Annotated in this window: 22 protein-coding genes and 1 riboswitch; of the genes, 21 read left to right on the plus strand and 1 reads right to left on the minus strand. The window is 38.6% G+C overall.

All coding sequences use genetic code 11. The features are described 5' to 3' along the window. Positions 1–297: 297 nt before the first annotated feature. From RR45_RS00570 to rpsN, 11 genes are all read left to right on the plus strand, one after another. Positions 298–1,032: a response regulator transcription factor gene (locus RR45_RS00570; RefSeq protein WP_072353561.1), complete on the plus strand. Its 735-nt coding sequence runs from the start codon at positions 298–300 to the stop codon at positions 1,030–1,032. A 193-nt stretch (positions 1,033–1,225) separates the two neighbouring features. After that, on the plus strand, positions 1,226–1,984 hold the full coding sequence (locus RR45_RS00575) for a tyrosine-protein phosphatase (protein WP_072353531.1): 759 nt from the start codon (positions 1,226–1,228) through the stop codon (positions 1,982–1,984). 189 nt (positions 1,985–2,173) lie between these two features. After that, positions 2,174–2,340, plus strand: a riboswitch (M-box (ykoK) riboswitch). Between the two features lie 318 nt (positions 2,341–2,658). Beyond that, positions 2,659–5,235 carry a magnesium-translocating P-type ATPase gene (gene mgtA / locus RR45_RS00580; RefSeq protein ID WP_072353532.1) on the plus strand — a complete coding sequence of 859 codons (2,577 nt, stop codon included), beginning with the start codon at positions 2,659–2,661 and terminating at the stop codon, positions 5,233–5,235. 181 nt (positions 5,236–5,416) lie between these two features. After that, the gene (locus RR45_RS00585; RefSeq protein WP_031366234.1) at positions 5,417–6,283 is read left to right on the plus strand and encodes an Rgg family transcriptional regulator; all 867 of its coding nucleotides are present in this window, start codon (positions 5,417–5,419) and stop codon (positions 6,281–6,283) included. A gap of 489 nt (positions 6,284–6,772) precedes the next feature. Continuing rightward, positions 6,773–7,291 carry a hypothetical protein gene (locus RR45_RS00590; protein ID WP_031366233.1) on the plus strand — a complete coding sequence of 173 codons (519 nt, stop codon included), beginning with the start codon at positions 6,773–6,775 and terminating at the stop codon, positions 7,289–7,291. Between the two features lie 15 nt (positions 7,292–7,306). After that, entirely contained in the window at positions 7,307–7,615 is a 309-nt protein-coding gene (locus RR45_RS00595; RefSeq protein WP_031366232.1) for a hypothetical protein, read from the plus strand. Between the two features lie 102 nt (positions 7,616–7,717). Further along, positions 7,718–8,089, plus strand: coding sequence for a hypothetical protein (locus RR45_RS00600; RefSeq protein WP_143188730.1), 372 nt, complete (start codon positions 7,718–7,720; stop codon positions 8,087–8,089). Further along, a complete protein-coding gene (locus tag RR45_RS00605; RefSeq protein WP_072353534.1) occupies positions 8,086–8,547 on the plus strand; it encodes a YiiX/YebB-like N1pC/P60 family cysteine hydrolase in 462 nt (153 codons plus the stop codon). The genes RR45_RS00600 and RR45_RS00605 overlap by 4 nt, the downstream gene beginning before the upstream one ends. A 95-nt stretch (positions 8,548–8,642) precedes the next feature. Continuing rightward, positions 8,643–9,668: a hypothetical protein gene (locus RR45_RS00610; RefSeq protein ID WP_031366231.1), complete on the plus strand. Its 1,026-nt coding sequence runs from the start codon at positions 8,643–8,645 to the stop codon at positions 9,666–9,668. Positions 9,669–9,855: 187 nt separating this feature from the next. Then, positions 9,856–10,788, plus strand: a complete 933-nt coding sequence (locus tag RR45_RS00615; protein WP_031366230.1) for a manganese-dependent inorganic pyrophosphatase — start codon at positions 9,856–9,858, stop codon at positions 10,786–10,788. A 99-nt stretch (positions 10,789–10,887) separates the two neighbouring features. Further along, entirely contained in the window at positions 10,888–11,157 is a 270-nt protein-coding gene (rpsN, locus tag RR45_RS00620) for a 30S ribosomal protein S14 (protein WP_031366229.1), read from the plus strand. A 75-nt stretch (positions 11,158–11,232) separates the two neighbouring features. Here rpsN and RR45_RS00625 read toward each other — a convergent pair whose 3' ends face one another. Continuing rightward, complete coding sequence (locus RR45_RS00625; protein ID WP_031366228.1) at positions 11,233–12,015, minus strand: ABC transporter ATP-binding protein; 783 nt, start codon at positions 12,013–12,015, stop codon at positions 11,233–11,235. 325 nt (positions 12,016–12,340) lie between these two features. Between RR45_RS00625 and RR45_RS00630 the strand changes: the two genes are divergently transcribed. The 10 genes from RR45_RS00630 (at position 12,341) to RR45_RS00675 (ending at position 25,244) form a co-directional block, all read left to right on the plus strand. Next, the gene (locus RR45_RS00630; RefSeq protein ID WP_031366227.1) at positions 12,341–12,880 is read left to right on the plus strand and encodes a YceD family protein; all 540 of its coding nucleotides are present in this window, start codon (positions 12,341–12,343) and stop codon (positions 12,878–12,880) included. 201 nt (positions 12,881–13,081) lie between these two features. Further along, positions 13,082–14,503 carry an NADP-dependent phosphogluconate dehydrogenase gene (gndA, locus tag RR45_RS00635; protein WP_031366226.1) on the plus strand — a complete coding sequence of 474 codons (1,422 nt, stop codon included), beginning with the start codon at positions 13,082–13,084 and terminating at the stop codon, positions 14,501–14,503. Positions 14,504–14,583: 80 nt separating this feature from the next. Then, positions 14,584–15,276: a response regulator transcription factor gene (locus tag RR45_RS00640; RefSeq protein ID WP_003139754.1), complete on the plus strand. Its 693-nt coding sequence runs from the start codon at positions 14,584–14,586 to the stop codon at positions 15,274–15,276. Between the two features lie 354 nt (positions 15,277–15,630). Continuing rightward, the gene (locus tag RR45_RS00645) at positions 15,631–17,127 is read left to right on the plus strand and encodes a HAMP domain-containing sensor histidine kinase (RefSeq protein WP_031366225.1); all 1,497 of its coding nucleotides are present in this window, start codon (positions 15,631–15,633) and stop codon (positions 17,125–17,127) included. Between the two features lie 358 nt (positions 17,128–17,485). Further along, positions 17,486–18,724 (plus strand): ammonium transporter, encoded by a 1,239-nt coding sequence (locus RR45_RS00650; protein ID WP_031366224.1) that lies wholly within the window; start codon positions 17,486–17,488, stop codon positions 18,722–18,724. Between the two features lie 139 nt (positions 18,725–18,863). Beyond that, positions 18,864–19,205: a P-II family nitrogen regulator gene (locus tag RR45_RS00655; RefSeq protein ID WP_031366223.1), complete on the plus strand. Its 342-nt coding sequence runs from the start codon at positions 18,864–18,866 to the stop codon at positions 19,203–19,205. 308 nt (positions 19,206–19,513) lie between these two features. Then, on the plus strand, positions 19,514–20,872 hold the full coding sequence (murD, locus tag RR45_RS00660) for a UDP-N-acetylmuramoyl-L-alanine--D-glutamate ligase (RefSeq protein WP_031366222.1): 1,359 nt from the start codon (positions 19,514–19,516) through the stop codon (positions 20,870–20,872). Between the two features lie 2 nt (positions 20,873–20,874). Next, positions 20,875–21,981 (plus strand): undecaprenyldiphospho-muramoylpentapeptide beta-N-acetylglucosaminyltransferase, encoded by a 1,107-nt coding sequence (murG, locus tag RR45_RS00665; protein WP_031366221.1) that lies wholly within the window; start codon positions 20,875–20,877, stop codon positions 21,979–21,981. Further along, positions 21,971–23,041, plus strand: a complete 1,071-nt coding sequence (locus RR45_RS00670) for a cell division protein FtsQ/DivIB (RefSeq protein WP_072353536.1) — start codon at positions 21,971–21,973, stop codon at positions 23,039–23,041. Before murG ends, RR45_RS00670 begins: the two co-directional genes overlap by 11 nt. A gap of 226 nt (positions 23,042–23,267) precedes the next feature. Next, positions 23,268–25,244, plus strand: coding sequence for a peptide ABC transporter substrate-binding protein (locus RR45_RS00675; RefSeq protein ID WP_031366219.1), 1,977 nt, complete (start codon positions 23,268–23,270; stop codon positions 25,242–25,244). Positions 25,245–25,426: the final 182 nt, after the last annotated feature.

The raw sequence follows: 25,426 nt of genomic DNA on the forward strand, positions 1-25,426 counted from the left end.
TTTTTAATCAATAATAAGGTAGAGTGAATATAGCATATCTTTTCGTGATAAATCAATAAAGGACGAATCTGACAACTAGCGTGCAGAAAAGTTTAATAGGCATGGCATTATCGACATTACGAGACACAATGCACAGTGTTATAGCGGTATTTGGTATTTATAATAACGACTTGGACTTAAGAGAAATATTTGAGCATAGTTTACGTATAGTAATAAAGTGCTGATTGCTTTGTCCTAATAAGAGATATGAAGATGTTGATGCAGAAGGTGACTGTTGTAGATTGGAGAAGAGCAGAAATGAATTTAATTATTCTTGAGGATGATTTGTTGCAACAAGAGCGTTTAAAAAAATTTATTCTAGCTTATTTAAGTCAGAAGAAACATTCGATTGGGCGTATGATTGTTTGTGGTAAAACAAGACAACTTTTAGAAGAGCTAGAGAATATCTCTCAAAATAATATATATTTTTTAGAGACGGCGATAAAAGGTGATCTTGATGCTGGGCTTAAAGTCGCACAGAAAATTCGAAAGTTTGATCCACTGGGTCAGATTACCTTTGTCACAAGACACAGTGAATTTGCGACACTGACTTATGAATATAGAGTTAATGCGCATGATGTTATTGATAAAAAAATGTCAGAAATAGCCTTCTACGACAGGATTATCGCTAACATTGAAGATTTTTTAACCTTTAATGAGCAGCTACCTTTGAGTGAAGTTTTCACCTATTTAACAAGAACTGGTAAAGTGATTACTGCCCTTTATTCGGATATTTATTTTTTTGAAACAGGTAATTTATCCCATCAAATATTACTCAGTATGAAAAGTGAGGTTATTCCTTTTTATGGTTCTCTAACAGACATTGAAAAAACTTCTGAGTGTTTAATACGTATCCATCGTAACACTGTTGTTAATAAAAATAAAATAAAAAGATGTCTAAAAAAAGATAAAAAAATAGTACTTGAAGATGAGACAACATTTTATGTTTCAAGGTCTGGTCGAAAAAATTTAAGAGAAATAAATAAATGGTAAGACTAGAATAGAGTACTTGAAAATGCTAGTCTGGACGATTTTTTGAACCAATGATATTTTATAAACAGACAGACAGACGACATCAGGTTTGTTATAATGCAAGCTAGGGTGATAAGCCGTAGCAATTGATGATGAAGGTGTTTAGAGAAAGTTGATTCATAGGCCAAAATGAGAAAGTGGCGGTATCATAGATATGCAAGATTTAGTGAATTTCAGAGATTTAGGTGGCTACCAAGCACAAGAAGGAAAAAAAGTCACACATGGCAAAGTTTTAAGAGCTGCCCAACCCATTGGGCTATCAGAGTCGGATAAAAATACCTTATTAAAAGATTATCATCTCAAAAAAATCATTGATTTTCGATCTCAACAAGAAGTCGTTGAAAAACCTGTTGACACCTTATCAGGCGTGGCCTATCTCAATATTGATCTCATGAAAGACATACAGTCGGGGACATCAGGCTTAGCAGATTTGGCAAAAAGCGCATCAGTTTCAGAAGTTGATAAAGCCATGCAAACCATTTACGGTGAACTCGTCTTGGATAAGACCAGCCAAAAAGGCTACGCAAACTTTCTTGAGCAGATTATTATGCAAGAAGAAGGTGCCATACTCTTTCATTGTTTTGCTGGAAAAGACCGCACCGGTGTTGGTGCTGCACTCATACTAAGTCTTTTGGGTGTCCGCCAAGCTGACATCGTGTATGACTATTTGCTGACCAATACCCAGAGACAAGAGACGAATCATAAAATGACAACCTTCGCAGCGTCACAAGGCATGACAAGGGAACAACTGCTAGCCTTAGACAGATTATTATCGGTTGATGAAACCTACCTAGGGCATGCCTTTTCTAACATAAAGGAGAACTATGGAACGATTCAAACGTATGCAACCGAGGCTCTAAATTTTGAGCAAGACAAGCAAGCCTATCTGCACAAGCTATTATTAACAGACTGACTCGCTCTCAGCAATAAAATCATGTTAGCGGACAGTATTTGATTTTAAAAAGAGTTTGAAAGAGAAAAACTAGCCCTAATTGATCATGATAGACATGATCAATAAAAAAATAATGTAAAAAAAATTGTAAAGCGACTTTACAACTGTTAAATTTTGAGTTACAATAAATCTGTAATAAAAATAACAAAATATAATCATTGTTAGATGAGGCTCCTATACTGGAAATATGCTACTGCCGCGAAATGTCGAGAGACGCCAAGCTGGTTAAACAAAATAAATCGTGAAGGTTTATTTCAATGTAGCTAGAAAATTTTCTTACGCCGTATAGTGCTAAAGTTCAACGATAGGCTATGTGTGCAGATAAATGATTGAGGAATCTTGTGCATCAACTTATTGTTGATGTGCGGATTCCTTTTTGTTTGACCTGACTATTTCGTTACGCTAAGCCTGGCTAGCTAGACAAGACAAAATAATCAGATCAAACAAAAATACCTACCATCAAAGCCGTTTATGAAACTTAATTTAATACAATGATTCAACGAAAGAGAAAAGGTGTTGATGAGCGGTCAGCGCTGTACAAACTTAGGAAAAGACGCAAAGACGCTTTATCGTCTGCGTACTTTTCTCTAGTTTGCTAGGTGCTGCTCATCATAAACCGGATTAGAGGTCTAAAAATGGAAAAAAAGACAAAAGCGTTTGAATTACAAAAACTTGCCCTACAAGCACCAGAACAGTTATTTGGTGACTACCAAACGACGCGAGAAGGTCTTGGTACAGCAGATGCTAAAGATCGTCTGGAAACTTATGGCATGAATATCGTGGCATCGCAAAAACCGTTACCTGCATGGAAAATCTGGCTCAATGCCCTTAAAGATCCCTTTGTTATCGTCTTGATTTTGCTAGCAATCGTCTCTTTCATCACCAATGATATTGAGGCGGTTGTCGTCATGAGTTTGATGGTTATCTGCTCAGTCTCTATTAGTTTCTACCAAGAATATACGAGCCAAAAAACCAGTATCAATCTTCGTGAAATGATTGAAAATACAGCAGCTGTCATTCGTGAAGGCGAACGTCAAGAAATCCCGATGGATGAAATTGTCCCTGGCGATATCGTCAAACTCCATACTGGTGACATGATTCCAGCAGACGGTGTTCTGCTCGATTCCAACGACTTGTTTATCAACCAAAGCTCGCTCACAGGTGAATCACTTCCTGTCGAAAAACTACCTTTGACAGCTGACAATCGTGCAGATAATGCCGATAAACCAGCAGTTGATTTACCCAATCTTCTCTTTATGGGGACAGACGTTCTGAGTGGACAAGGCACCATTCTCATCTTGAAAACTGGGAAAGATACATTCTTCGGAGATATTGCAAAGAGTGCGACAGGCAGCAAAGCTGAGACGGCATTTGAAATTGGTCTAAAACGCGTTAGTTCCCTACTCTTGAAGATGATCGCGATCTTATTTCCGATTGTCTTTATCCTCAACGTCTTGACTAAGCATGATGTCAATAGTGCTTTTTTCTTCGCCATTGCCGTCGCGGTTGGTTTAACGCCTGAAATGCTACCAATGATTGTCAATTCAAATCTGGCAAAAGGGGCGCAAAAACTTGCTAAGGAAAAAGTGATTGTCAAGAAACTGTCTGCTATCCAAAATCTGGGAGCCATGGATATCTTGTGTACCGATAAGACAGGGACAATCACCGAGGACCGTGTCGTGCTCATGCACTATGTTGACCCTTTTGGCAATGAAAACGAAGACGTTCTCAACTATGCCTACCTCAATTCTAAATACCAAACCGGTTGGCGCAACCTCATGGATGTCGCTGTACTAGATTACTTTGATAGCAAGAAAAAGACCTTACCTTTTGCCAATGTCAGCAAGATTGACGAAATTCCCTTCGACTTTTCACGTCGGAGACTATCTGTTGCTTTATCTCTGGCTGGTGAGCGTGTGATGATTACCAAAGGTGCCGTTGAAGAAATGGCAGAGGTTTGTTCTTCTGTCCTTATCAATGGCGAAAAAGTCGCCCTAACGCCTGACCTCATTGAGCAAATGAAAGCCGTCAATGTCAAGATGAATCAGGATGGTATGCGCGTGATTACCGTCGCGCAAAAAACGATTGACAGTGATGTCATTCACATCGCCGATGAAAATAACCTGACCATTCTAGGCTTTATCGGCTTTCTTGACCCAGCCAAAGCATCAGCCATTACTGCGATTTCCTCTCTTCAAGCACATGGTGTGACAGTTAAAGTCTTGACCGGCGACAATGCCATTGTCGCCCAAAAAGTCTGCGCAGACGTCGGTATTGATGCTGAGCACTACCTGCTTGGTAGCGACATTGATGGCATGAGCGACGCTGAACTGACCGAACAAGCAGAAAAACTGAACCTCTTTGCCAAACTCAACCCCATGCAAAAAGAGCGCGTCATTGGCTTACTCAAACAAAAAGATCACATCGTCGGGTTCATGGGGGATGGCATTAATGACGCCCCTTCTTTAAGAACGGCAGACGTTGGTATCTCAGTCGACACGGCAGCGGATATCACAAAAGATGCCAGCACGATTATCTTACTAGAAAAGAGTCTCCAAGTCCTAGAAATCGGTGTCCAAGAAGGTCGTAGCGTCTTTATTAACATGATGAAATACATCAAAATCACCCTCAGCTCTAACTTCGGTAATGTCTTTTCGATTTTGATCGCTAGCGCCTTTCTACCATTTCTGCCAATGTTATCAATGCAACTTCTCGTGCAAAATCTTATCTATGATGTGGCGCAGCTCGCAATTCCTTGGGATAATGTTGATCAAGAAGAAATTGAGAAACCTGTTACTTGGAACATGAAGAACTTACTGAATTTTACTTTCTTAATTGGACCAGTCAGTTCAATCTTTGATATTCTGACTTTCATCCTCTTATACTTCGGTTTCCATTACAATACCATCGCAAGTCAAGGGACTTTCCAAAGTGGTTGGTTTATCGTCGGTTTGATTACACAAACACTAGCCTTGCATATTTTAAGGACGAAAAAAGTACCCTTTATCAAGAGTAGTGCCAGCATCACAGTTTGGGTAGCAACCATCGGTGTCTTTGTCATCGGAGGCGTGTTGAGTTTGACATCTATCGGTCATTTCTTTGACCTTCACTTGCTGCCAGTGACTTACTGGTTGATTTTCCCGTTTATTATCATCGGCTATCTCATTACCTTGCAATTTGCTAAGATGATTTATCAAAAAAGTAGTGAGTAATGTAGAAACGATAGCAAAGCTCTTTTAAATATAAAATGACTAGATAGACTATCTGTTTAGTCATTTTTGATGTCGATTAAGGGAATACTATAATTCATTATAACATTGTGATATACTTAAGGGAGTAAGAATAGGTATCATGCTTTCGAATTTGTTTTTATATCAAAAAGGAGGGAAATATTTGAAAATAGAAGAAATTCAAGAAGGTAGCTTTTATAGGGATAAGCGAGTGGCACGAGGATTTCATCAAGTAGATATCCTTGATAATACGATAACAGCATCCACCTTGTCACGTTTTGAAAACGGTAACACCCAATTAAAAGCTGAGACACTTTTTCATCTCATTGAAAAAATCGGTATGACAGCTAGTGAATATGATAATGCCCGTCGTCACTATCAGTTAAATCGTATGGATAAACTTTATGATAATTTAAATCATATCATGTTTTTAGGTAAGGAAAGTCTAGCTGAATCTGAAAAATTTATAATCACATCACCCAAAGATAGGTTTGAAAAACTATCAAACATTTTGATAAAAGCTGTTTTAGAAGATGTCACAGGAAAATCTTATATTTCGCCTGTAGACAAGCAACTAGTAGGAGATTATCTCTTTAATATTGAATATTGGTCAGAATTTGAGATGAGGGTGCTTTATTATACTCGCTTTATATTAGATACAGGAGATTTATGCGACTTTGGGGAATTACTGATTAAGCGAACACAACATTTCTATCAAGGTGAGATTAAACGTTTGTTTTTAGCGACACTCAGTTCTCTCTATGGTGTACTGGTTGAAAGGCAAGCGTTTAGAGAGGCGAGTTATTTCAGAGCTTTTTTGGAAGAGAAAGTGACACAAAAAGAGTTGGAAGTGTTCATATGTTTTAATATTGAAAAACTTGCTCATGATTATCTACTGGATAGAACGAAAAAAAATCTTACTCAGATAGAAGATTATCTGAATAAGATTGAGACAATAGGTGTGACGGTTTTAGTTAAATTTTATCGGGAGTGGCTTAAGAAATTAGAGTCTAAGCCAGTTACGAATTAATGCTAATAAAGACATACTAATACCTACTTTCTTATTTAATATGTAAAGAGATTTTCTTTATGATTTATGATAGCCTAAAATTAGGAGAATATAGAAAACTTGCAAAAATGGGCAATTGTCTAACAATTGCCCATTTTTGCAAGTTTTCGGAATAGTCTCAATTTAGTGGTAAAATGAATTTGTAAGGTTGATAGAAAGCATTTTCCTAAATATCATAAAATCTGTCAACGCCTATCGAGAATTTATAAAATTGTGATGAAAAGGTTTCGTGAGGGTGAGGGAAAATTGTTTCTTGATAATCTTATTGCTGATATGGCGCCGTCAGTTATCTTGACTCGGATTGATTAGTTCAGAATTTGTTTCGTTGATGATGTAAACAAGTTTGGCTTATGAAATTTGAGATTATTGTAGTGAGCGAAAGCTTATGGAACACTGGTGATTAGATGATAAGTCATCTAATCATTTTAGAAATGGAAGGAATACATATATATGAACAAAACAAAATTAGCGCTCATTTCAGCAGTTGCACTCTTCTCAATTGGTGTAAGTGTTGGTGTTTCGGCAGATGAAACAGTAAGTGAAGTAGTAGCTCAGGAGCAAATTGTTTCAGTTGAACAAAACGAATTTGATACAAGCAATATTTTAAGTGTCTTTTTCGATGGGAAAGATACTCATGTGTCACTTAAAAATGGGGAAAATTGGGTATTAGAAGATTATGAAGGGAAATTTGGTGATTTTGAATTTACATCGCAAACTACGCCTTCAAGACTGCGTGGTGTGCCGTCAAGTAAATATTTAACGACATCGTGGTTTGGCTATGGAACGCCCCCATCTAGAATGTCAGTACAGAGTGGAGTGTATACGTACAATGATTCTAGATATGGTGGAAAAGTTCAAGCTATCTTTGGAGGCAGCATACCTAGAACTGGTGGGTCACAAGGGACAGGAGGAGGCGTAGCAGCATATTATGGCGGTAATTGCCCAGTGATTGCTTTGTCGCCTGCATGAGAATGAGGAAAAATAATGAAAAAATGGCTAACCAAGAACAAATGGTATATCGTCTATACCCTTATTCCCATTGTCTTTGTTATATGTACTGCGGTTGTGATTAAGGGGCATCCTCAGACGGATACTAGTATCACGATTTATGGTGTTAAAACTGTTGAACATGATAAGGCTACTAGTTTAAAAATTTCTCAAATGGTTTTGACTGATGGTGAAATCATTGAACATCCAACCATGGCGGATATTCGTGAGCATAACTTACTAACTTATCACAATACTCAAGAATTAAATGATAACTTAGTATTTCCAAAGAGTATGTTAAATTAGGATACAGTCAAAAACGGAAAACGGGCTATTAAGTTAATTTGCCATCGTTACAGAGGGTAAAGAAGTGTAAGGAATATAAGAAGATATGAAAAAGTGAAAAAAATGATATTTAAGAAAACTTTGGTTGTTACCTCAGCAGTAGCTTTGTTGTCACTGACGGCAACAATAAATGTCAAGGCAAATGAGGTGACTAGTTCTAAGCAAGAACAGGTCGCATCAGAAACAGGCAATCAAAATACTGTCAAGGTTGAAACTAAAGATGAAATTGAAGCTAAACTTAAAGTAGCAGAAGAAAAGGGTGAAGTTTCTATTGCATCAGAAAAAGATTTAGAAACATTAATTAATCTTGAAGAAGGAGTTCAGGAAGATTTATCAAACTTTGTGGATAACAAACCTCTTGAGGCTGATAAACCATCAAGAGCTGTTAGGGCACGATATGTTCGTGGTCTTGGCGAGATGGGGTTATTGCATTGACAGATGGTGGTTCAGGGATTCAAGTTCCAGTTCTTGGTTTGGAGTGGTCATCTTGGCACGCAGCAATTGTTGCGCCCCAGTGGCTCTATGCGGTAGTCGAAGCAGGACCTGGTAATGGTGTATTTGTAACCTATAGTTCTGCAACAACTAATAATTTTGAAAGGCGCTATCCTAATAATCAAGTTTGGCAAGTTGCCCCAAGAACAACCTCTGTCTCGCAGGACTTAGAGGCAGGGCGTTGGGTTGGTAGACAGGTTGGTAAACCTTATAATAATGATTTTGCAGGCGATATTAGAAGAACAGATAAGTTTTACTGTTCCCAACTTGTTTGGGCGGCTTACTACTATTCATGTGGATTTGATTTGGACTTAACAAGATATAATACTTTTGGTACTTGGCGTATTCATCCTAAGGAAATTTATGATGCAGATACAGCTTTGATTTATCGTAAAAAATGATGAAGAGAAAACGATATTTAATCAGTCTATAGCCACTTGTCCTACTAGTTTTAATGATAGTCATTTGGTTGCGTTTAAAATCCAATACAAAGCAAATGAATACATTTTCAGCGCGTGACAAGTCACAAACAATAGCCGTTTTAACACGTGAAGCATTGCAAAGTTATCAAGTGATAGATAAAAAATTAGTTAGAAATGGCAGTGTACCTATTAAGACAGCTGATGTGGTTAATGATAGTCTTTTAATTGACAAGACACTTTTATTTTCAACAGGTCATGTGACATCATCGACTAAGGATTTTTATATCTATACCCTTGATTTAGATAATGGAAATCTTCATAAAAATAAACGCCAAGCCTTTCCAACAACTGGGGAGGTCAAAGATAGTCAGCATTTTTATACCTTGACCAGCGAAGCAGGACTAAAGACGACGGTTCAGCAATTTTCTAAAACAGGCAAGTTTTTAAAAGAAGCTGTGATTGATGCACCAAGTGTCGGTACGCAAGTATTTGAATATGGTGATGAGACATTTGTCATGGCTGGAACAGAAGACCTTGGCTACGATGAAACTTATTATCGAGGGCGACTGCACATTTTTGATACAAAAAACCTAGCCTATAAACGATATGTTGATTTAGAGACAGATGATGCTCCCTATAGAAAGAACTATTCAAGTATGCAGGTTATTAATGGGGTAGGTTATTGTTTCAGCGATGTTAAAAGAAAGCGTCATGACACTACACCAATGGAACCTGATAATACGCTTTTAAGCTATGAATTTGCGACGGGAGAGATGAAAGAAATATCTCTGACGGGTACGCCAGTCAAATGGCTGTCAAAGTCTAGTGCTTATCTGATATATGTATTGGCAGATGAGGAAACTAAAAGTAGTTTACGACTTGTCAATATGACAACAGGAGATGAATATATCCTTCCTGCTGATGAATTGATTGGCCAAAGCAGTCAGATTGATGTGATAAATAATCAATATGTTGTTGTTGCTGGAAAAAATCATTTGGGACTTTATGATTTATTGACTGGAACGTTTTTAGATGACATAAAGTTAAAGAAAAAAGAAGATGAAGCTGATATGCTTGTTAAGTTGAGCTATTTATCATAGTAAAAAATATAAGGGCAATCTTCAAACTCAATATTTTTTAAGTTTATACTCAAACCAAAAGCAAACATGCTTTTCAAAATTTGATAAGCTAGTTTGTTTTTTTCTATTTTCAAACATTCAGTTAGCATAATGTTTGAAATATGATATAATTAGCAATGAAAATAAATTTTGAAAAGGAAATTTTATCATGTCTAAAATTTTAGTTTTTGGTCACCAAAATCCTGATACAGATGCTATCGGCTCATCTTATGCCTTCGCTGAATTATCACGCTTGCGTGGTCTTGATGCCGAAGTTGTCGCACTTGGCGAAGTCAATGAAGAAACAGCCTTTGCCTTGGACTACTTTGGTGTGACAGCACCACGCGTGGTCACATCTGCTAAATCAGAAGGTGTTGACACAGTTATTTTAACTGACCATAACGAATTCCAACAATCTATCTCAGATATTCGAGACGTCACAATCATGGGCGTTGTTGACCACCATCGTGTGGCAAACTTTGAAACAGAGGCACCATTGTTCATGACTTTGGAGCCAGTCGGTTCAGCATCATCTATCGTTTACCGTCAGTTTAAATCAGAAGGTCGTGAGTTGTCAAAAGCAACTGCTGGCTTGCTCTTGTCAGGTTTGATTTCAGATACGTTACTTCTTAAATCACCAACGACACATCCAACTGATTTTAAAGTCGCTGAAGAATTGGCTGAAATTGCAGGTGTTAACCTTGAAACTTACGGTCTTGCTTTACTTAAAGCAGGGACAAATTTGGCAACTAAATCAGCAGTAGAACTCATTGATATTGATGCGAAAACATTCGAACTCAATGGCAACGCTGTTCGTGTGGCGCAAGTCAACACAGTTGATATTGCAGAAGTTTTGGAACGTCAAGACGAGATTGAATCAGCTATCAATGCAGCTATCACAGCAAATGGCTACTCTGACTTTGTTTTCATGATAACAGACATCGTTAACTCAAACTCAGAAATCCTAGCATTGGGTCAAAACATTGGTAAAATTGAGGTAGCCTTTGACTTCGAACTTAAAAATAACCATGCCTTCCTAGCAGGTGCTGTATCACGTAAGAAACAGGTCGTGCCACAATTAACAGAGTCATTTAATCAATAATCGAATCGTATAAAAAGTGGTGCAGAACCACTTTTTTGCTATTTTTCAAAACTTTTGTTAGAATATGTTTACAAGTGTAAACAATTTTAGAGGAGAAAAATGGCAAAAAAATCAAAAATCGCAAAATTCAACAAACAACAAGCCTTAGTGGTGAAATATGCCCAGCGCCGTCAAGAATTAAAAGCAGCAGGAGATGTTGAGGGGTTGAGTAAACTCCCCCTTGATAGTCATCCCAATCGCTTGAAGAACCGTGATTTACTTGATGGTCGCCCACATGCTTACATGCGGAAATTTGGGATGAGTCGGATTAATTTCCGAAGGTTGGCTTATCTCGGCCAAATCCCTGGAGTAAAGAAAGCCAGCTGGTGAGTATCAAAAGAGTCGTCGACTGTATGCACACGTATTGACACAAGTGGGCTAAGGTATTAAAAAATCCTGAATGTATCAGGATTTTTTTGGTAGGACGAAATAGCTGTTGTTGACGATGTTGACGGTGACTGGCATCTGGTAGAAGTCGCTCAGGACGGTTTCGGTTAGGAGCTCATGTGGTGTGCCGCTACGCACGATTTGTCCTTGGCGTAGGAGCATGACTTTCTGAAAATCTGGTGTAATTTCGTCGGGATGATGAGTGATGTAGAGTAGGGTCGGGCCGTTTTCGAGTTGGGTGATGTGGTGGAGTTGTTCAAGTAGGCGTGCTTTGGCGAATAGGTCAAGACCGCTTGTTGCCTCATCTAGGATTAAAATTTGGGGTTGAAGGATTAGGCTGCGGGCGATGAGGAGTAATTGCTTTTCGCCCTGAGATAGGGTGCCGTAAATACGGCCGATTAAGGGTGCCGCCCCGATTTGATGCATGAGTGATCTTGCGTCGTCTAGGTCAGTTTCGGAGAAGGCACGATAGAGCATAGAGGAGTTATAGCGCCCAGTTAGAACGAGGTTTTCTGCGATGATGTCAGGCCTGAACCGTTCCGCAATGAAAGAGCCGACGATGCCGATTTTGGCGCGGAGTTCTGGGATGCGGTCGATGCCAAAACGTGTGCCTAGAACGGTCAGATCACCGGTTGTTTTCCAGTTTTCAGCCATAATGAGTTTTAAAAGGCTAGATTTGCCTGAGCCGTTGAGTCCTAGGATTGCCCAGTGTTCATTTTTATCGACAGTCCAGTTGATATTTTTTAAGATGTATTGCTGATTTCTAACAAAATCAACGTTTTTCATGTTAATTATCGCCATAGCTTATCCACTCCTGAGTTTTATCAGTCTTTTTTATTATTATACAATAATTATTCTGAAAAAGATGTTGTGAACTGAGTTTAAAAGTCTATTGTTTTATGGGCTTTAGTTTGTCAAGATGGCGCACGTAAATGAGAAGTATTTTTTTCCTTAAAATTGGAGAAAAATATGGTGAATCATCAGCGCATAAGGTATGATATAATAAGTAGGAAGAAAAGTCGGAAAAAAGCATGAATATGGCCGTTTAAAAACGGAGAAAAAGATAGAGTAATTGATAGCATTTTCGAGAATGAAGAGATACAATATTATCAAGGAGAATAACTAGATGAAATGGTCGTTACAAGAATTAAACAAAAAACACTCAGTGGAATTTGATGTAGCTTTTGACTTAACGCAAGAATTGACCGCGCGTGAGCCAGAAATTTTAGATGTGTCTACCGTGGCGGTTAGAGGACGTGTCGATGCAGATGGCGGTATATACTGCTTGAATTTTGCTGCAGACTATACTTTAACCATGCCGTCGTGTCGAAGTTTGACACCCGTTGAAGTACCGATGACCTGTAATGTGTCGGAAATTTTCACGACACAAGAGTATTTTGATACACATAAATCAGATTTAGATGCGGATATGTTCTTTGTGCTCGACAGAGATATCATTGATCTGGACGAGTCCGTCGCGGATAATATTCTGCTAGAAATCCCTATGCGTGTCCTGACGGAAGAAGAAAAAAGCTCAGAAGATATGCCCTCTGGATCGTCTTGGCAAGTTCTCTCTGAAGAAGACTATTTGGCAATGCAAGCACAAGAAGATACAGAAGTTGAGAAAAAATCACCTTTTTCTCAACTCAATGGTCTATTTGAATAAGCAACATTGTATTTAAAAGTAAAAAATAAGCCCGATACTCAGGGCTTTTTTGGTGTATAAATAGCATTTTATAAGCGTTAAAAATTTTTCGGGATAAAAAGTTAGAATTTCAGACTTTTAGGGTTGAAAATATATTAAAATTATATTATAATTAATTATTATAAAGTATAAAAATTGTAAGATTTGATAGGAGAATATTCAATGACACAAGCAAACTTTGGTGTGGTCGGCATGGCAGTGATGGGTCGCAACCTAGCGCTCAACATTGAGTCACGTGGCTATACAGTCGCAATTTTCAATCGCTCGAAAGAAAAAACGGAAGATGTGATTGCTTCACATCCAGACAAAAAATTTGTGCCGAGCTATGATATTGCGTCATTTGTAAACTCAATTGAGAAACCACGTCGCATTATGTTGATGGTTCAAGCTGGACCAGGGACAGATGCAACGATTCAAAATCTCTTGCCACATTTGGACAAGGGTGATATTCTGATTGATGGTGGGAATACCTTCTACAAAGATACAGAACGTCGTAATGCTGAATTAGCAAATTCAGGTATTAATTTTATCGGTACGGGTGTTTCAGGTGGTGAAAAGGGTGCGCTTGAAGGACCTTCAATCATGCCTGGTGGCCAAAAAGAGGCCTATGAACTTGTCAAAGACGTTTTAGAAGAAATTTCAGCTAAAGCGCCAGAAGATGGCAAGCCATGTGTGACTTACATTGGCCCTGCGGGTGCAGGTCACTATGTGAAAATGGTGCATAACGGCATTGAATATGGTGATATGCAACTAATTGCTGAATCTTATGACCTCATGCAAAGATTGCTAGGCCTCAGCGCAACTGAGATGCAATCAGTTTTTGCTGAATGGAACAAAGGCGAGCTAGACAGCTACCTCATTGAAATTACAACAGACATCTTGACACATCAAGATGACCAAGGTCAAGATGGCCCAATTGTTGATTACATCTTAGATGCTGCCGGTAACAAAGGAACTGGTAAATGGACAAGCCAATCAGCGCTTGATTCAGGTGTGCCATTACCGTTGATTACAGAGTCAGTTTTTGCACGTTATATCTCAGCTTACAAAGAAGAGCGCGTTGCAGCAAGTAAAATCTTATCAGCACCAGACTTCAAGTTTGAAGGTGATAAAGCAGAGTTGATTGAAAAAATTCGTCAAGCGCTTTACTTCTCGAAAATCATGTCTTATGCCCAAGGATTCGCACAATTGCGTGTCGCCTCTAAAGAAAATAACTGGGATTTACCATTTGGTGAAATTGCTGCTATCTGGCGTGCTGGATGTATCATCCGTGCTCGTTTCTTACAAAAAATTACAGATGCTTATGGTCGTGATGAAGATTTAGCTAACCTTTTGTTAGACGAATACTTCATTGACATTACTGCTAAATATCAAAATGCGGTACGTGATGTTGTGGCACTTGCTGTTCAAGCAGGTGTACCTGTGCCAACCTTCTCAAGTGCGATTGCTTACTTTGACAGCTATCGCTCTGAAAACTTGCCTGCCAATCTAATCCAAGCGCAACGCGATTACTTTGGTGCGCACACTTATGAACGAAAAGATAAACCTGGTATTTTCCACTATTCATGGTATGACGAAAAATAAGTCAATTATCTAACTAGGCAAAAAGCCTTGCTTTCTAACTAACTTAAATCTGAATTCAAATAGAAAAGAGAAAATTTAAAATGGGAAAAAAAATTCTAATCATTGAAGATGAAAAACAACTTGCGCGTTTCGTATCACTTGAGCTTGAACATGAAGGATACAGCGTTGAAACACGCCATGATGGCCGTAGCGGTCTTGAAGCAGCCATGACCCAAGAATGGGACATGATTCTTTTGGATTTAATGTTGCCCGAATTAGACGGTTTCGAAGTAGCCCGTCGCTTGCGCAATGAAAAACAAACACCTATTACTATCATGACAGCCCGTGATAGTACAATGGATAAAGTCGCTGGTCTTGATATTGGTGCTGATGACTACATTACAAAACCTTTCGCAATTGAAGAGTTACTAGCGCGTCTTCGTGCCAACTTCCGTCGTCAAGATCGCGAAGTCCAAAAGCGTAAGAAGACTGACGGTACAACTTTCCGTGATTTAATCATCAACAAGAAGAACCGTCAAGTACAACGTGGTGAAGAAATCATCGATTTGACAAAACGTGAATACGATTTGTTAACAACATTGATGAAAAACGTTAATGACGTTGTGACACGTGAACAATTGGTTCAAAATGTTTGGGGATACGAGGAAGGAACAGAAACAAATGTTGTGGATGTTTACATTCGTTACCTTCGTAACAAACTTGACCAAAAAGGGAAAGATTCATACATTCAAACTGTTCGTGGTTTGGGTTATATGTTACGTGAAAATAACTAAGCAAAATGTCATAGTTTTATAGTTTTTAAGTTGACAAACAAAACACAAGATTTTGGCTTGAACTAGCCAAAATCTGTTTTGATTTAGTGCTTGAATGCCTATATCATTGATAAGCTAACACCTGTCAGCTTATCAATTTACATAGATAACTCTGAACAAATGCAAGGTGTGTCAATTAATCTTGGGTGAGAAGTGTGTCTTACTTCAAGGTAGTTTTTAAAACCATTATCTGAAAGATTAAGGATGTCGAAATGGTTAGGGATATAATGTAGTTGACTTTAATGTTTTGAGATAATGTACTAGTGGAATATTTTAACTATGATGAAAAATGCCATAAAAATTTAGGAGAAGGTAATGGAGACTTTGCCATCTAAAAAAAAGCAACCGAAAAAACGTAGTATAATGCTCAAGTGGTCCTTTGCAAATATGCTTTTTTGTTTCTTGGTTTTCACAACATTTGTGACCATATCTTATCAAACCTCAGTTCTCTACTTTTTGGACGGTGAGAAAGACGGTCTTGTCAATGTTGTTGATGACCTTGTAGAGAAGCTAGAAAATAGCGATGATGCTTTGACACCAGATAATATCTATCAATATCTAGGGTATCAAGAGCCTGGTGTTCTGGATACTCTCTATGATGAAGACGGACATGTGATTAAGTCTGCTGAAGAAGTCGGCATTCCAGTTGTTGGCTGGCGCTCATTTCAAATATATGATATCACAGGACAAATGATTTTTACCACACAAACTTCAAGTTTACCACTAGCCAATAAAAAATCAACTGCACCAGTTATTGTGACAATAGGTGGTAAGTCTGGCTATATCATAACACGAGAAATCAAGTCTAAAAAAACAGGCAAAGTTGTAGGGTATTTGCAATCCTTTAATAATCTAGGATTTTACTATAATATTCGCAATAAACTTCTGTTTATCTTGATAGCACTTGAGATTGTCGCCATGTTCCTTGCCAATTTTATCGGCTACTTTGTCTCAAATCACTTCTTAAAACCCTTGTCTAAATTACACGCCGCTATGAGACGTGTGACACACTCACCTTCAAGTGAATTTAAGAAGGTTGAAATTCACTCTGGAGATGAAATTGAAGAACTTGCAGACGTCTTCAATAAAATGATGTATAAAACACATGACTATATTGAAGGGCAAGAAAGATTTGTTTCTGATGTGAGTCATGAGTTGCGGACCCCGCTTGCTGTACTAGATGGTCATGTCAACCTCTTATTGCGTTGGGGTAAGGATGATCCAGAACAGTTAAAAGAGTCCCTAGAGGCATCTAGGCAAGAAATTAAAAAAATGTCAAGTATGATCCAGGATATGCTTGACATTACCCGCTTAAAACAATCGGATGAATTTCAAACAGAAGAAACAGAAGTTGTTGGCAGCGTAACTGATTTGATGAATAATATGGAAATGATTCATCAAACCTGCAGTTTTGATTTTGAGGCAAATTTAGAACCACATGCCAAAGCTCAAATCTACAAGAATCACTATATTCAAGCATTAACTATTTTAATCGATAATGCGATTAAGTATTCTGGTGCGGAACAAAGTTATGTTAAAGTTACTTTGTCTGAAGATGATAGAAACATCATTACCTCAGTATCAGATAAAGGGATGGGAATTTGTGAAGAAGATCAAGCCCATGTGTTTGAGCGCTTTTTCCGAGCTGATAAGGCTAGAAATCGTGAGATTGGCGGAACAGGTTTAGGACTTTCGATTATTGCGAATATCGCCCAAATATATCATGGTTCTGTCTCCGTTAAATCGAAGCTTGGTGAAGGCTCAACCTTTACGCTTGTCTTGCCAAAAGCTGAGTCGCTTTATAACTTATAAAATAGAATGAAACGTTGCAGTTGCAACGTCAGGTTGTAGACAAACCCCATTTTTAAATCAAAATGGGGTTTGTTTTGATATTTTCTAATTTAGAAATAGCTTAACCGTCGGTTTTCTAAATAAAAATTTCCGTATTTCGTAAAAATCTTAACTAGATTTTTACTTTGTCTTCAGTCTGACGTTGCAGTTGCAACGTTTTTTCTTGCTTTAAAATTTTATTTGAATTTTTTGAATATTCCCTATTTACAACTCCTTTATTCTGTGCTAGAATATGTATCATAGAAGATGTCATAAAACGTGACATCGAAAACGCTTATTGAGCTATGCTCATCTTTTGATATGATTTTAGGAGATATCTATGAACTCAGGAAGTATTGCATTTATCATTATTTGTGCAGCTCTGGTTTTCCTTATGACACCAGCGCTTGCCTTTTTCTACGGTGGCTTGGAGCGACGTAAGAATGTGATTAACACGATGTTAATGGCTGTTATACCGTTAGGAATAGCCTCTATTCTTTGGATAGTGATTGGTTATAGTTTATCGTTTTCAGGTGATGGTACTTGGATTGGTGACTTATCCCACGTCTTTTTTAATGGTGTAAGTTCTTCTAACAATACCTTGCATGGTCTTGAAATTCCTGATGGTCTATTTGGTGGTTTTCAAATGATGTTTTCGATTATCACGGTAGCGATTCTAACAGGTTCTGTGGTTGGACGGATGCGGTTTACACCACTCGTAATTTTCATGGCTTTCTGGTTAGTCATTGTTTACTATCCTTTGGCACATATGGTTTGGGGTGGCGGTTTCTTAGCTAAAATCCATTCGATTGACTTTGCAGGTGGTAACGTCGTTCATATTTCATCAGGTGTCAGTGCCTTAGTCTTAGCACTTGTCTTGGGCAGACGACGTGATTACGCTAGATTAGAATATCGCCCACATAACATTCCTTTTGTCTTGCTAGGTGCTGGACTACTCTGGTTTGGCTGGTTTGGTTTTAATGCTGGTTCAGCACTCGCTGCTAATGGTCTTGCTGTTCATGCTTTAATGACAACGAACACTGCAGCAGCAACAGCTATGTTATCATGGCTATTGGTTGAAAAGATCACGATTGGTAAACCTACTTTGGTTGGTGCATCAACTGGCTTGGTTGTAGGACTTGTTGCCATTACACCAGGGGCTGGTTTTGTCTCACTCTGGTCATCCATCTTGATTGGGGCGTTGGTATCCCCAATCTCTTACTACTTCATCTCAGTTATCAAGCATAAATTCGGCTATGATGACGCTTTGGATGCCTTTGGAGCGCATGGTATAGGCGGTATATTTGGTGGTATCGTAACAGGTATTTTCACTGTACCATCACTTGCTTTAGAAAAAGGTTATGCGGGGCTTGTTTATGGCTCAGGTAAGTTGTTCCTTGCCCAGCTTGAAGCCATCTTATTCACGATTGTCTTTAGTGCCCTTGCGACTTTCATCATCATTAAAGTTATTTCACTCTTTATGGCAATTCGCGTTAGCGACCGCGAGGAGGCTATTGGGTTGGATGACAGTGAACATGATGAAACAGCTTATCCAACATTTATGGGCTTGGATAGCTAAAACTCTGAGATGATACTATTTCGCATTTTTGATGCAAAATAGTATTAGGTGATTGTTTTGAACGTTTATAAATCAGATGAAACATCAAAAGAATTAAGCCACAGATACCAGTGTATAATTAGAGTAGGAGAATAAAGCAATGAAAAAAGTAGAGGCGATTATTCGCACGGAAAAATTAGAAGACCTAAAAGATGCCTTAGTCAAAAATGATTTGGCAAAGGGCATGACAGTCACCCAAGTCTTGGGGTATGGTAATCAAAAGGGCTTTGTGGAGTATGTCCGGGGGCAAAAATTGAACACGACGCTATTAGCGAAACTCAAAATCGAGATTGTAACGGTTGAAGAACGTGTCTCTAAATTAATTGAGGTGATTCGTGAAACGACCCAGACAGGTGAAGTCGGAGATGGGAAAATCTTTGTTCTGCCAGTTGAAAATGTCATTCGCATTCGTACGGGAGAGCAGGATGCAGATGCCATTTAAGGCGATTTGATATACTATCATACTTATGCGTACTTATAGACTTAGTATGAAATGGTGGCAGGAGTCATCAAAATTTAAACAAAACTTAATAATAGAAGTAACCACACACAACCACGCAAATAAAACACTTAAAAGATGGCTTTTTAGGTATACCTAGGTATATTTAAAAGGTTTCAGAGTTTAAGCGTTTTTTTGTTGGCATCATAGACGCATGACTGAGTATTGAAAAAATGAGATAAAAACGGTAGAATTAAAGGATATGAAGACAAGATTCGGATGAAAAAACGGATTAAATAAGGAAAACAATCATGAAAATAATCACAAATTTTGAAAATAAAAAAGTATTGGTTCTGGGTTTGGCTAAATCCGGGGAGTCTGCGGCGCGTGTGCTTAATCAACTAGGGGCAATTGTCACGGTAAATGACGGTAAACCTTTCGACGAAAATCCGGCAGCCCAAGATTTATTAGCCGAAGGCATCAAAGTTGTGACAGGTGGTCATCCACTTGATTTGTTGGAAGAAGATTTTGCGGTCATGGTCAAAAATCCTGGCATTCCTTATGATAATCCAATGGTTGAACGGGCGACTGCTTTGAATATTCCGATTATTACAGAAGTTGAGCTGGCATATTTGATTTCTGAGTCACCGATTGTTGGGATTACAGGGACTAATGGTAAGACGACAACAACAACCTTGATTGCGGATATCTTAAATGCAGATGGCAGGGTTGCTAAATTGTCGGGAAATATTGGTTTTCCTGCTTCTGATGTGGCATCGAAATCTACAGTTGATGAGACTTTGATTATGGAGCTGTCTAGTTTTCAATTGATGGGAATTGAAACTTTTAGACCTAAGATTGCAGTCATAACTAACGTATTTTCAGCGCATTTAGACTATCATGGCTCACAAGACAATTATGAGGCGGCTAAATGGCGAATTCAAGAAAATATGACTGCTGATGATTTTTTAGTACTGAACTTTAATCAAGCAAAACTTCGGAGTAAAGCTGGAGAAACAGCAGCACAAGTTGTGCCTTTTTCAACAACTGAAATTGTTGAAAAAGGTGCTTATGTTGCAGATGGCAATATCTATTTCAAGACTGAAAAAATCATGGCTGTGGCGGATTTATCTTTACCTGGTGAACATAATGTCGAGAATGCCTTGGCTGCGATTTGTGTTGCCAAGTTATCCGACGTGTCAAATGCTGCAATTGTACGTGTTTTGACGACATTTTCAGGCGTCAAACACCGCCTGCAGTATCTGGGTCAGAAAAGTCACATCAAGTTTTATAATGACAGCAAGGCGACGAATATTTTAGCGACCCAAAAAGCGCTATCTGGGTTTGACAATCACACGCTTTGGCTTTTAGCTGGTGGTTTAGACCGTGGCAATGGCTTTGATGAGTTGGCGGTAGATGTTGCTGATTTGAAAGGGATGGTTGTCTTTGGAGAAACAGCGTCTAAACTTCGTGCGCTGGCAGAATCTCTTGAGATTCCGGTCTTTGATAGCGAAAATGTAGCGACAGCAGCGCGTCTTGCTTATGACAAAGCTGAGTCAGGCGATACAGTTCTTTTAAGCCCTGCCAATGCTAGCTGGGACCAATATAAGACTTTTGAACAACGTGGTGACTTATTTATTGACGCGTTTAATGGATTGGAAGAAAAATAATCATGAAAATTATTGTTAGTGGTGGAGGAACGGGTGGTCATATCTATCCAGCACTTAGTTTTATCAACTATCTCAAAACGGTTGAACCAGATGTATCAGTGCTTTACATTGGCACAGAAAAAGGGTTAGAAGCTAAAATTGTTCCGGAAAATGGGATTGACTTTAAAACGATAGATATACAAGGCTTTAAACGCTCCCTGTCACCTGAAAATGTCAGAACGGTCTATAAATTTATTAAATCTGTGTCGGATGCGAAAAAAATGATCAAGGATTTCAAACCTGATGTGGTAATTGGTACGGGTGGCTATGTCGCTGGTCCAGTGATTTATGCCGCAGCCAAGCTGAAAATTCCAACGATTGTTCATGAGCAGAACTCTATTCCAGGTGTGACAAACAAGTTTTTGAGTCGTTATGCAACGCGTGTCGCGCTTGCTTTTCAAGAGGCAGGATCGTTTTTCCCGTCTAAGAAAACGGTTTTTACAGGTAACCCAAGAGCTCAGGAAGTTGCTGATTTGACAGATTCTAGTAATGTACTTGGTCGATATGGTTTAAGAACAGATAAAAAGACAATCGTCATTTTTGGTGGTAGTCGTGGGGCTCTCAAAATCAATACTGCAGTCGTTGAAGCTTTGCCCGAGCTAGCGAAGAAAAATTACCAGATTCTCTATGCCTCTGGTGAAATTTACTACAATGATCCAGAATTTTTAGATATATTCACAGCATTTAATCTAAAAGAAAATATCAAAATAGTCCCTTATATTAACAACATGGTTGAGGTTTTAAATGATGCCAATTTGATTTTATCAAGGGCAGGGGCAACGACCTTAGCTGAGATTACGGCACTTGGTTTGCCGTCTATCTTAGTACCGAGTCCTTATGTCACTGCTGATCATCAAACAAAGAATGCTGAGGCACTTGAAAATGCTGGCGCCGCAATCATGATTAAAAATACCGAGTTAACTGGTAAGCGTGTTGTTGGTGCGATTGATAGTCTTTTGCTGGATGACGTGAGATATCGTCAAATGGCTGAAAGTGCTTTGCGTGAGGGTGTACCAGACGCAAGTAATCGTTTGTATCGAGTGCTCAAGGATGTATTAAATGGCAGATAAAGATAAACAACCTGAACTGACACCTTGGCAGCAAGAGCATGCTGAGTTTCAAAAGAAAAAGCAAGAAGAGGCAGCGAAATTGGCGCGTGAAGAAAAGCGCAAGAAGCAGCCTGCTAAGGTCGAATCAGTCATTGAAAAATATGAGGCAACACCTAGTCAACCGATGAAAGAAGAGAAACGACCATTCCTCAAGCGCTTTAATTTTTTTGCCTCGCCAAAAGAAAAGGGAGAAATTGCTCAAGTATTAGGTGAAATCTGGCCTTTTATCCTAGTAACGCTCGTCATTTTTCTGGGCAGTATCTATGTCATCTCGCCGCTCAGTAAAATTGCAAGTTTCACTGCAATTGGTAACACACATGAGTCAACCGAGCAAATAGCTGAGGCAACCGGAATTAAAACTAATGACCATGTCTGGCAGGTCATCCAAAAATCGACTGCTATCTCGACTAAAATCGAACAAAAGTTTCCGCGTGTCAAGTCAGCGAAAATCTCATGGATATTTCCAAACAACTTTAGCGCTAAAATCGTCGAATACAGTGAGAGTGTCTACCTTAAAACAGGAGACACGTATCAGTTAGTGTTGTCAAATGGTGTCATTTCAACACAAGAGCCTGTTGATGCACAAAAACGAGCTGCTCTACCAGTTTTAGATGGCTTTAGTGCGAAAGAAGTTAAGTCATTTGTCGTAGCTTACGAGACACTTAAGCCAGAACTAAAAGCCCAAATCACAACCGTTACTAAGGTGCCTACGAAAGTAACACCAGACTTCATTGCGCTTGAAATGAAAGACGGCCACCAAGTTAGAGTGCCTCTAAGTCAAATGGCTGAAAAACTCCCTTATTTCACTAGTGTCGCCTCAAATCTCACCGAACCTAGCGTTGTGGATATGGAGGCAGGTGTTTATGCCAAGTCTAAGGACGCCTACCAGAAAGATTTAGACGACGAAAAAGAAAAAGAACAGAAAGCTAAAGAAACTGCTGCCGCAAACGAGTCAGACCAACAAGCATCTGATAATGGTACTGAAACAGCAAGTACCGATACCACACAGGGTACTGAATAGTCAGAAACGGTCCCGAAATACTTCAAAATAAGATGATACAGTAACAAAAAATCAGGTTTAACTTACTGATAACGTGTTATTTTAAAAAAATGAAGATGGAGAGCAGTAAAGGCAGGGGCTATAATGAAAAAAAGAAAAGTCTGAATATCTTGACATTTAAGATATAATTAAGTAAACTAAGAAAGTGGTTACATTTTATTAGTTCAATATAACATGGGAGAAAAATATGACAAAAAAGACAAAATTAATGGGCATAGGTTTGATGTCTGTAGCAGCTCTAGGTATTTTTGCAGCCTGCGGTAACAAATCTGATTCTAGTGAGTCTGACGGTAAAGATTATTCATTCTATTATCTCACAGACCCAGAGACTTTGGATTATACTTTTTCAGGTCAAAAATATACTGCTGAAAATACAGCCAACTTTGTTGATGGTCTCGTGTCTTATGATCAATATCGTCAAATCGTGCCAGCCTTGGCTAAATCTTGGGATGTCTCAGAAGACGGAAAAACATATACTTATCATATCCGTAAAAATGTCCCTTGGGTTGATGCCGATGGCAACGAATATGACACAGTCAAACCTTCTGACTGGGTTACGGGCTTGAAACACGCTGCAGATACTAACTCTGAAACACTTTACCTAGTTAGCGATTCAATTACAGGTCTTGCAGATTATGCCAGCGGTAAAGATAAAGATTTCTCAAAAGTTGGCATCAAAGCTGACGATAAAGCTGGAACATTAACTTATACTTTAAATGCGCCAGAATCTTTCTGGAATTCTAAAGCAACTTATGGTATCTTGTACCCAATTAATGCTGAGTTCTTGAAAGAAAAAGGCAAAGATTTCGGTAAAGTCGCAACAGATGGTATCTTATACAATGGTGCTTTCATTGCAACGAAATTTGATAATAAATCAGCGATTGAATATAAAGCCAACGATACTTACTGGGATAAGAAAAATGTACACATCAAAAATGTTAAATTGTCATTCTTCGATGGTAAAAAACCAGAAGATCTCTACCAAAACTATATGGCTGGTAAATATAATCAAGCACAACTTTACCCAACAATGCCATACTATAAAAATGTTAAAAAATCTGACGTTATTTGGACAGCCCAAGAAGCAACAACTTACTTTGGTATGTTTAACTTAAATCGTCAAACTTATAAGAATACAGCACATGATACAGATGCTAAGAAAACAGCAACAAAACAAGCTGTTTTGAACAAAGACTTCCGTCAAGCAATTGGCTTTGCGATTGATAAAGCAAAATACAATGCACAACGTGTTGGCGAAGAAGGTGGCGAAAAACTTGTTCGTAACACGCTTGTCCCTTACGATTTTGTGACAATTGCTGGTAAAGATTACGGGACTGCTGTTCAAGCTGATCTTCAAGCGATTGATGGTGATGTTTGGTCTAAACTTTCAGTTGACCAAGGTAAAAACTCAACTTACAATGTTGATTTAGCTAAAGCGTCATTTGCTAAAGCTAAAGAAGCTTTGAAAGCACAAGGTATTGAAGTTTCAAAAGAAAACCCAATCATCTTGGATGCACCAGTTTTAGATACAAGTACAATCAACATTGCTGCTGCAGCATCAATGGAAAACTCTCTTGAAAAAGCTTTCGATGGTGAAGTTAAATTGAACTCAATCAAACTTGCCATGGATCCATATCTCCAAGCAGTCTTCTCATTCAAGACAGCTGCTGAAGCAGATTACGACTGGAACATTTCAGGATGGGGACCAGACTACGCTGATCCAGCAACTTACCTTAATATCTTGTCACCAAAACAAGGCGATATCACCATTAAGATTGGTCTTGAACCAAGTGTAACACTTGAAGGTGAAGATAAAGGTGCTGCTGCCAAAGCTGCCGTAGATATCGATGCTTATCAGAAACTTTTGGATGAAGCGAATGCTATTACGAACAACACAGATGCTCGTTATGAAGCATTTGCTAAGGCTGAGGCTTGGTTGATTGATAACGGTATCGTGACACCAATTTATTCACTTGGTGCTGTTCCAATGATGCAAAACGAAGTACCATTTACAAAAATCGATTCTAACACGGTTGGGTCAACTGCTTATTCTTACAAATATAGAAAAGTAAGTGATAAAACAGTCACAGCCAAAGAATATGAAAAAGCGTTGAAAGAATGGAAAGCTAAAGTTGAAGAAAAATCAAAAGCAGCTACCAAATAATAGCAACCACGCCTAGCGCCTATCGTAGTAAATGGTAAATAGGAACTTTTGAAGACCTTGTCATCTGAGATGAGGCGACCAATTGAACTCTTGATTTAGACTTAATCGGTCGCCTCTTGACGAGAGGTAGTGAAAGTGGTTTGATTTTATGCTTGATTGGATAGAGTGAGTATAGGATGAAG

It is taken from the genome of Pseudolactococcus chungangensis CAU 28 = DSM 22330, assembly GCF_002441885.1.
In the GTDB taxonomy this organism is placed as follows: Bacteria; Bacillota; Bacilli; order Lactobacillales; family Streptococcaceae; genus Pseudolactococcus; species Pseudolactococcus chungangensis.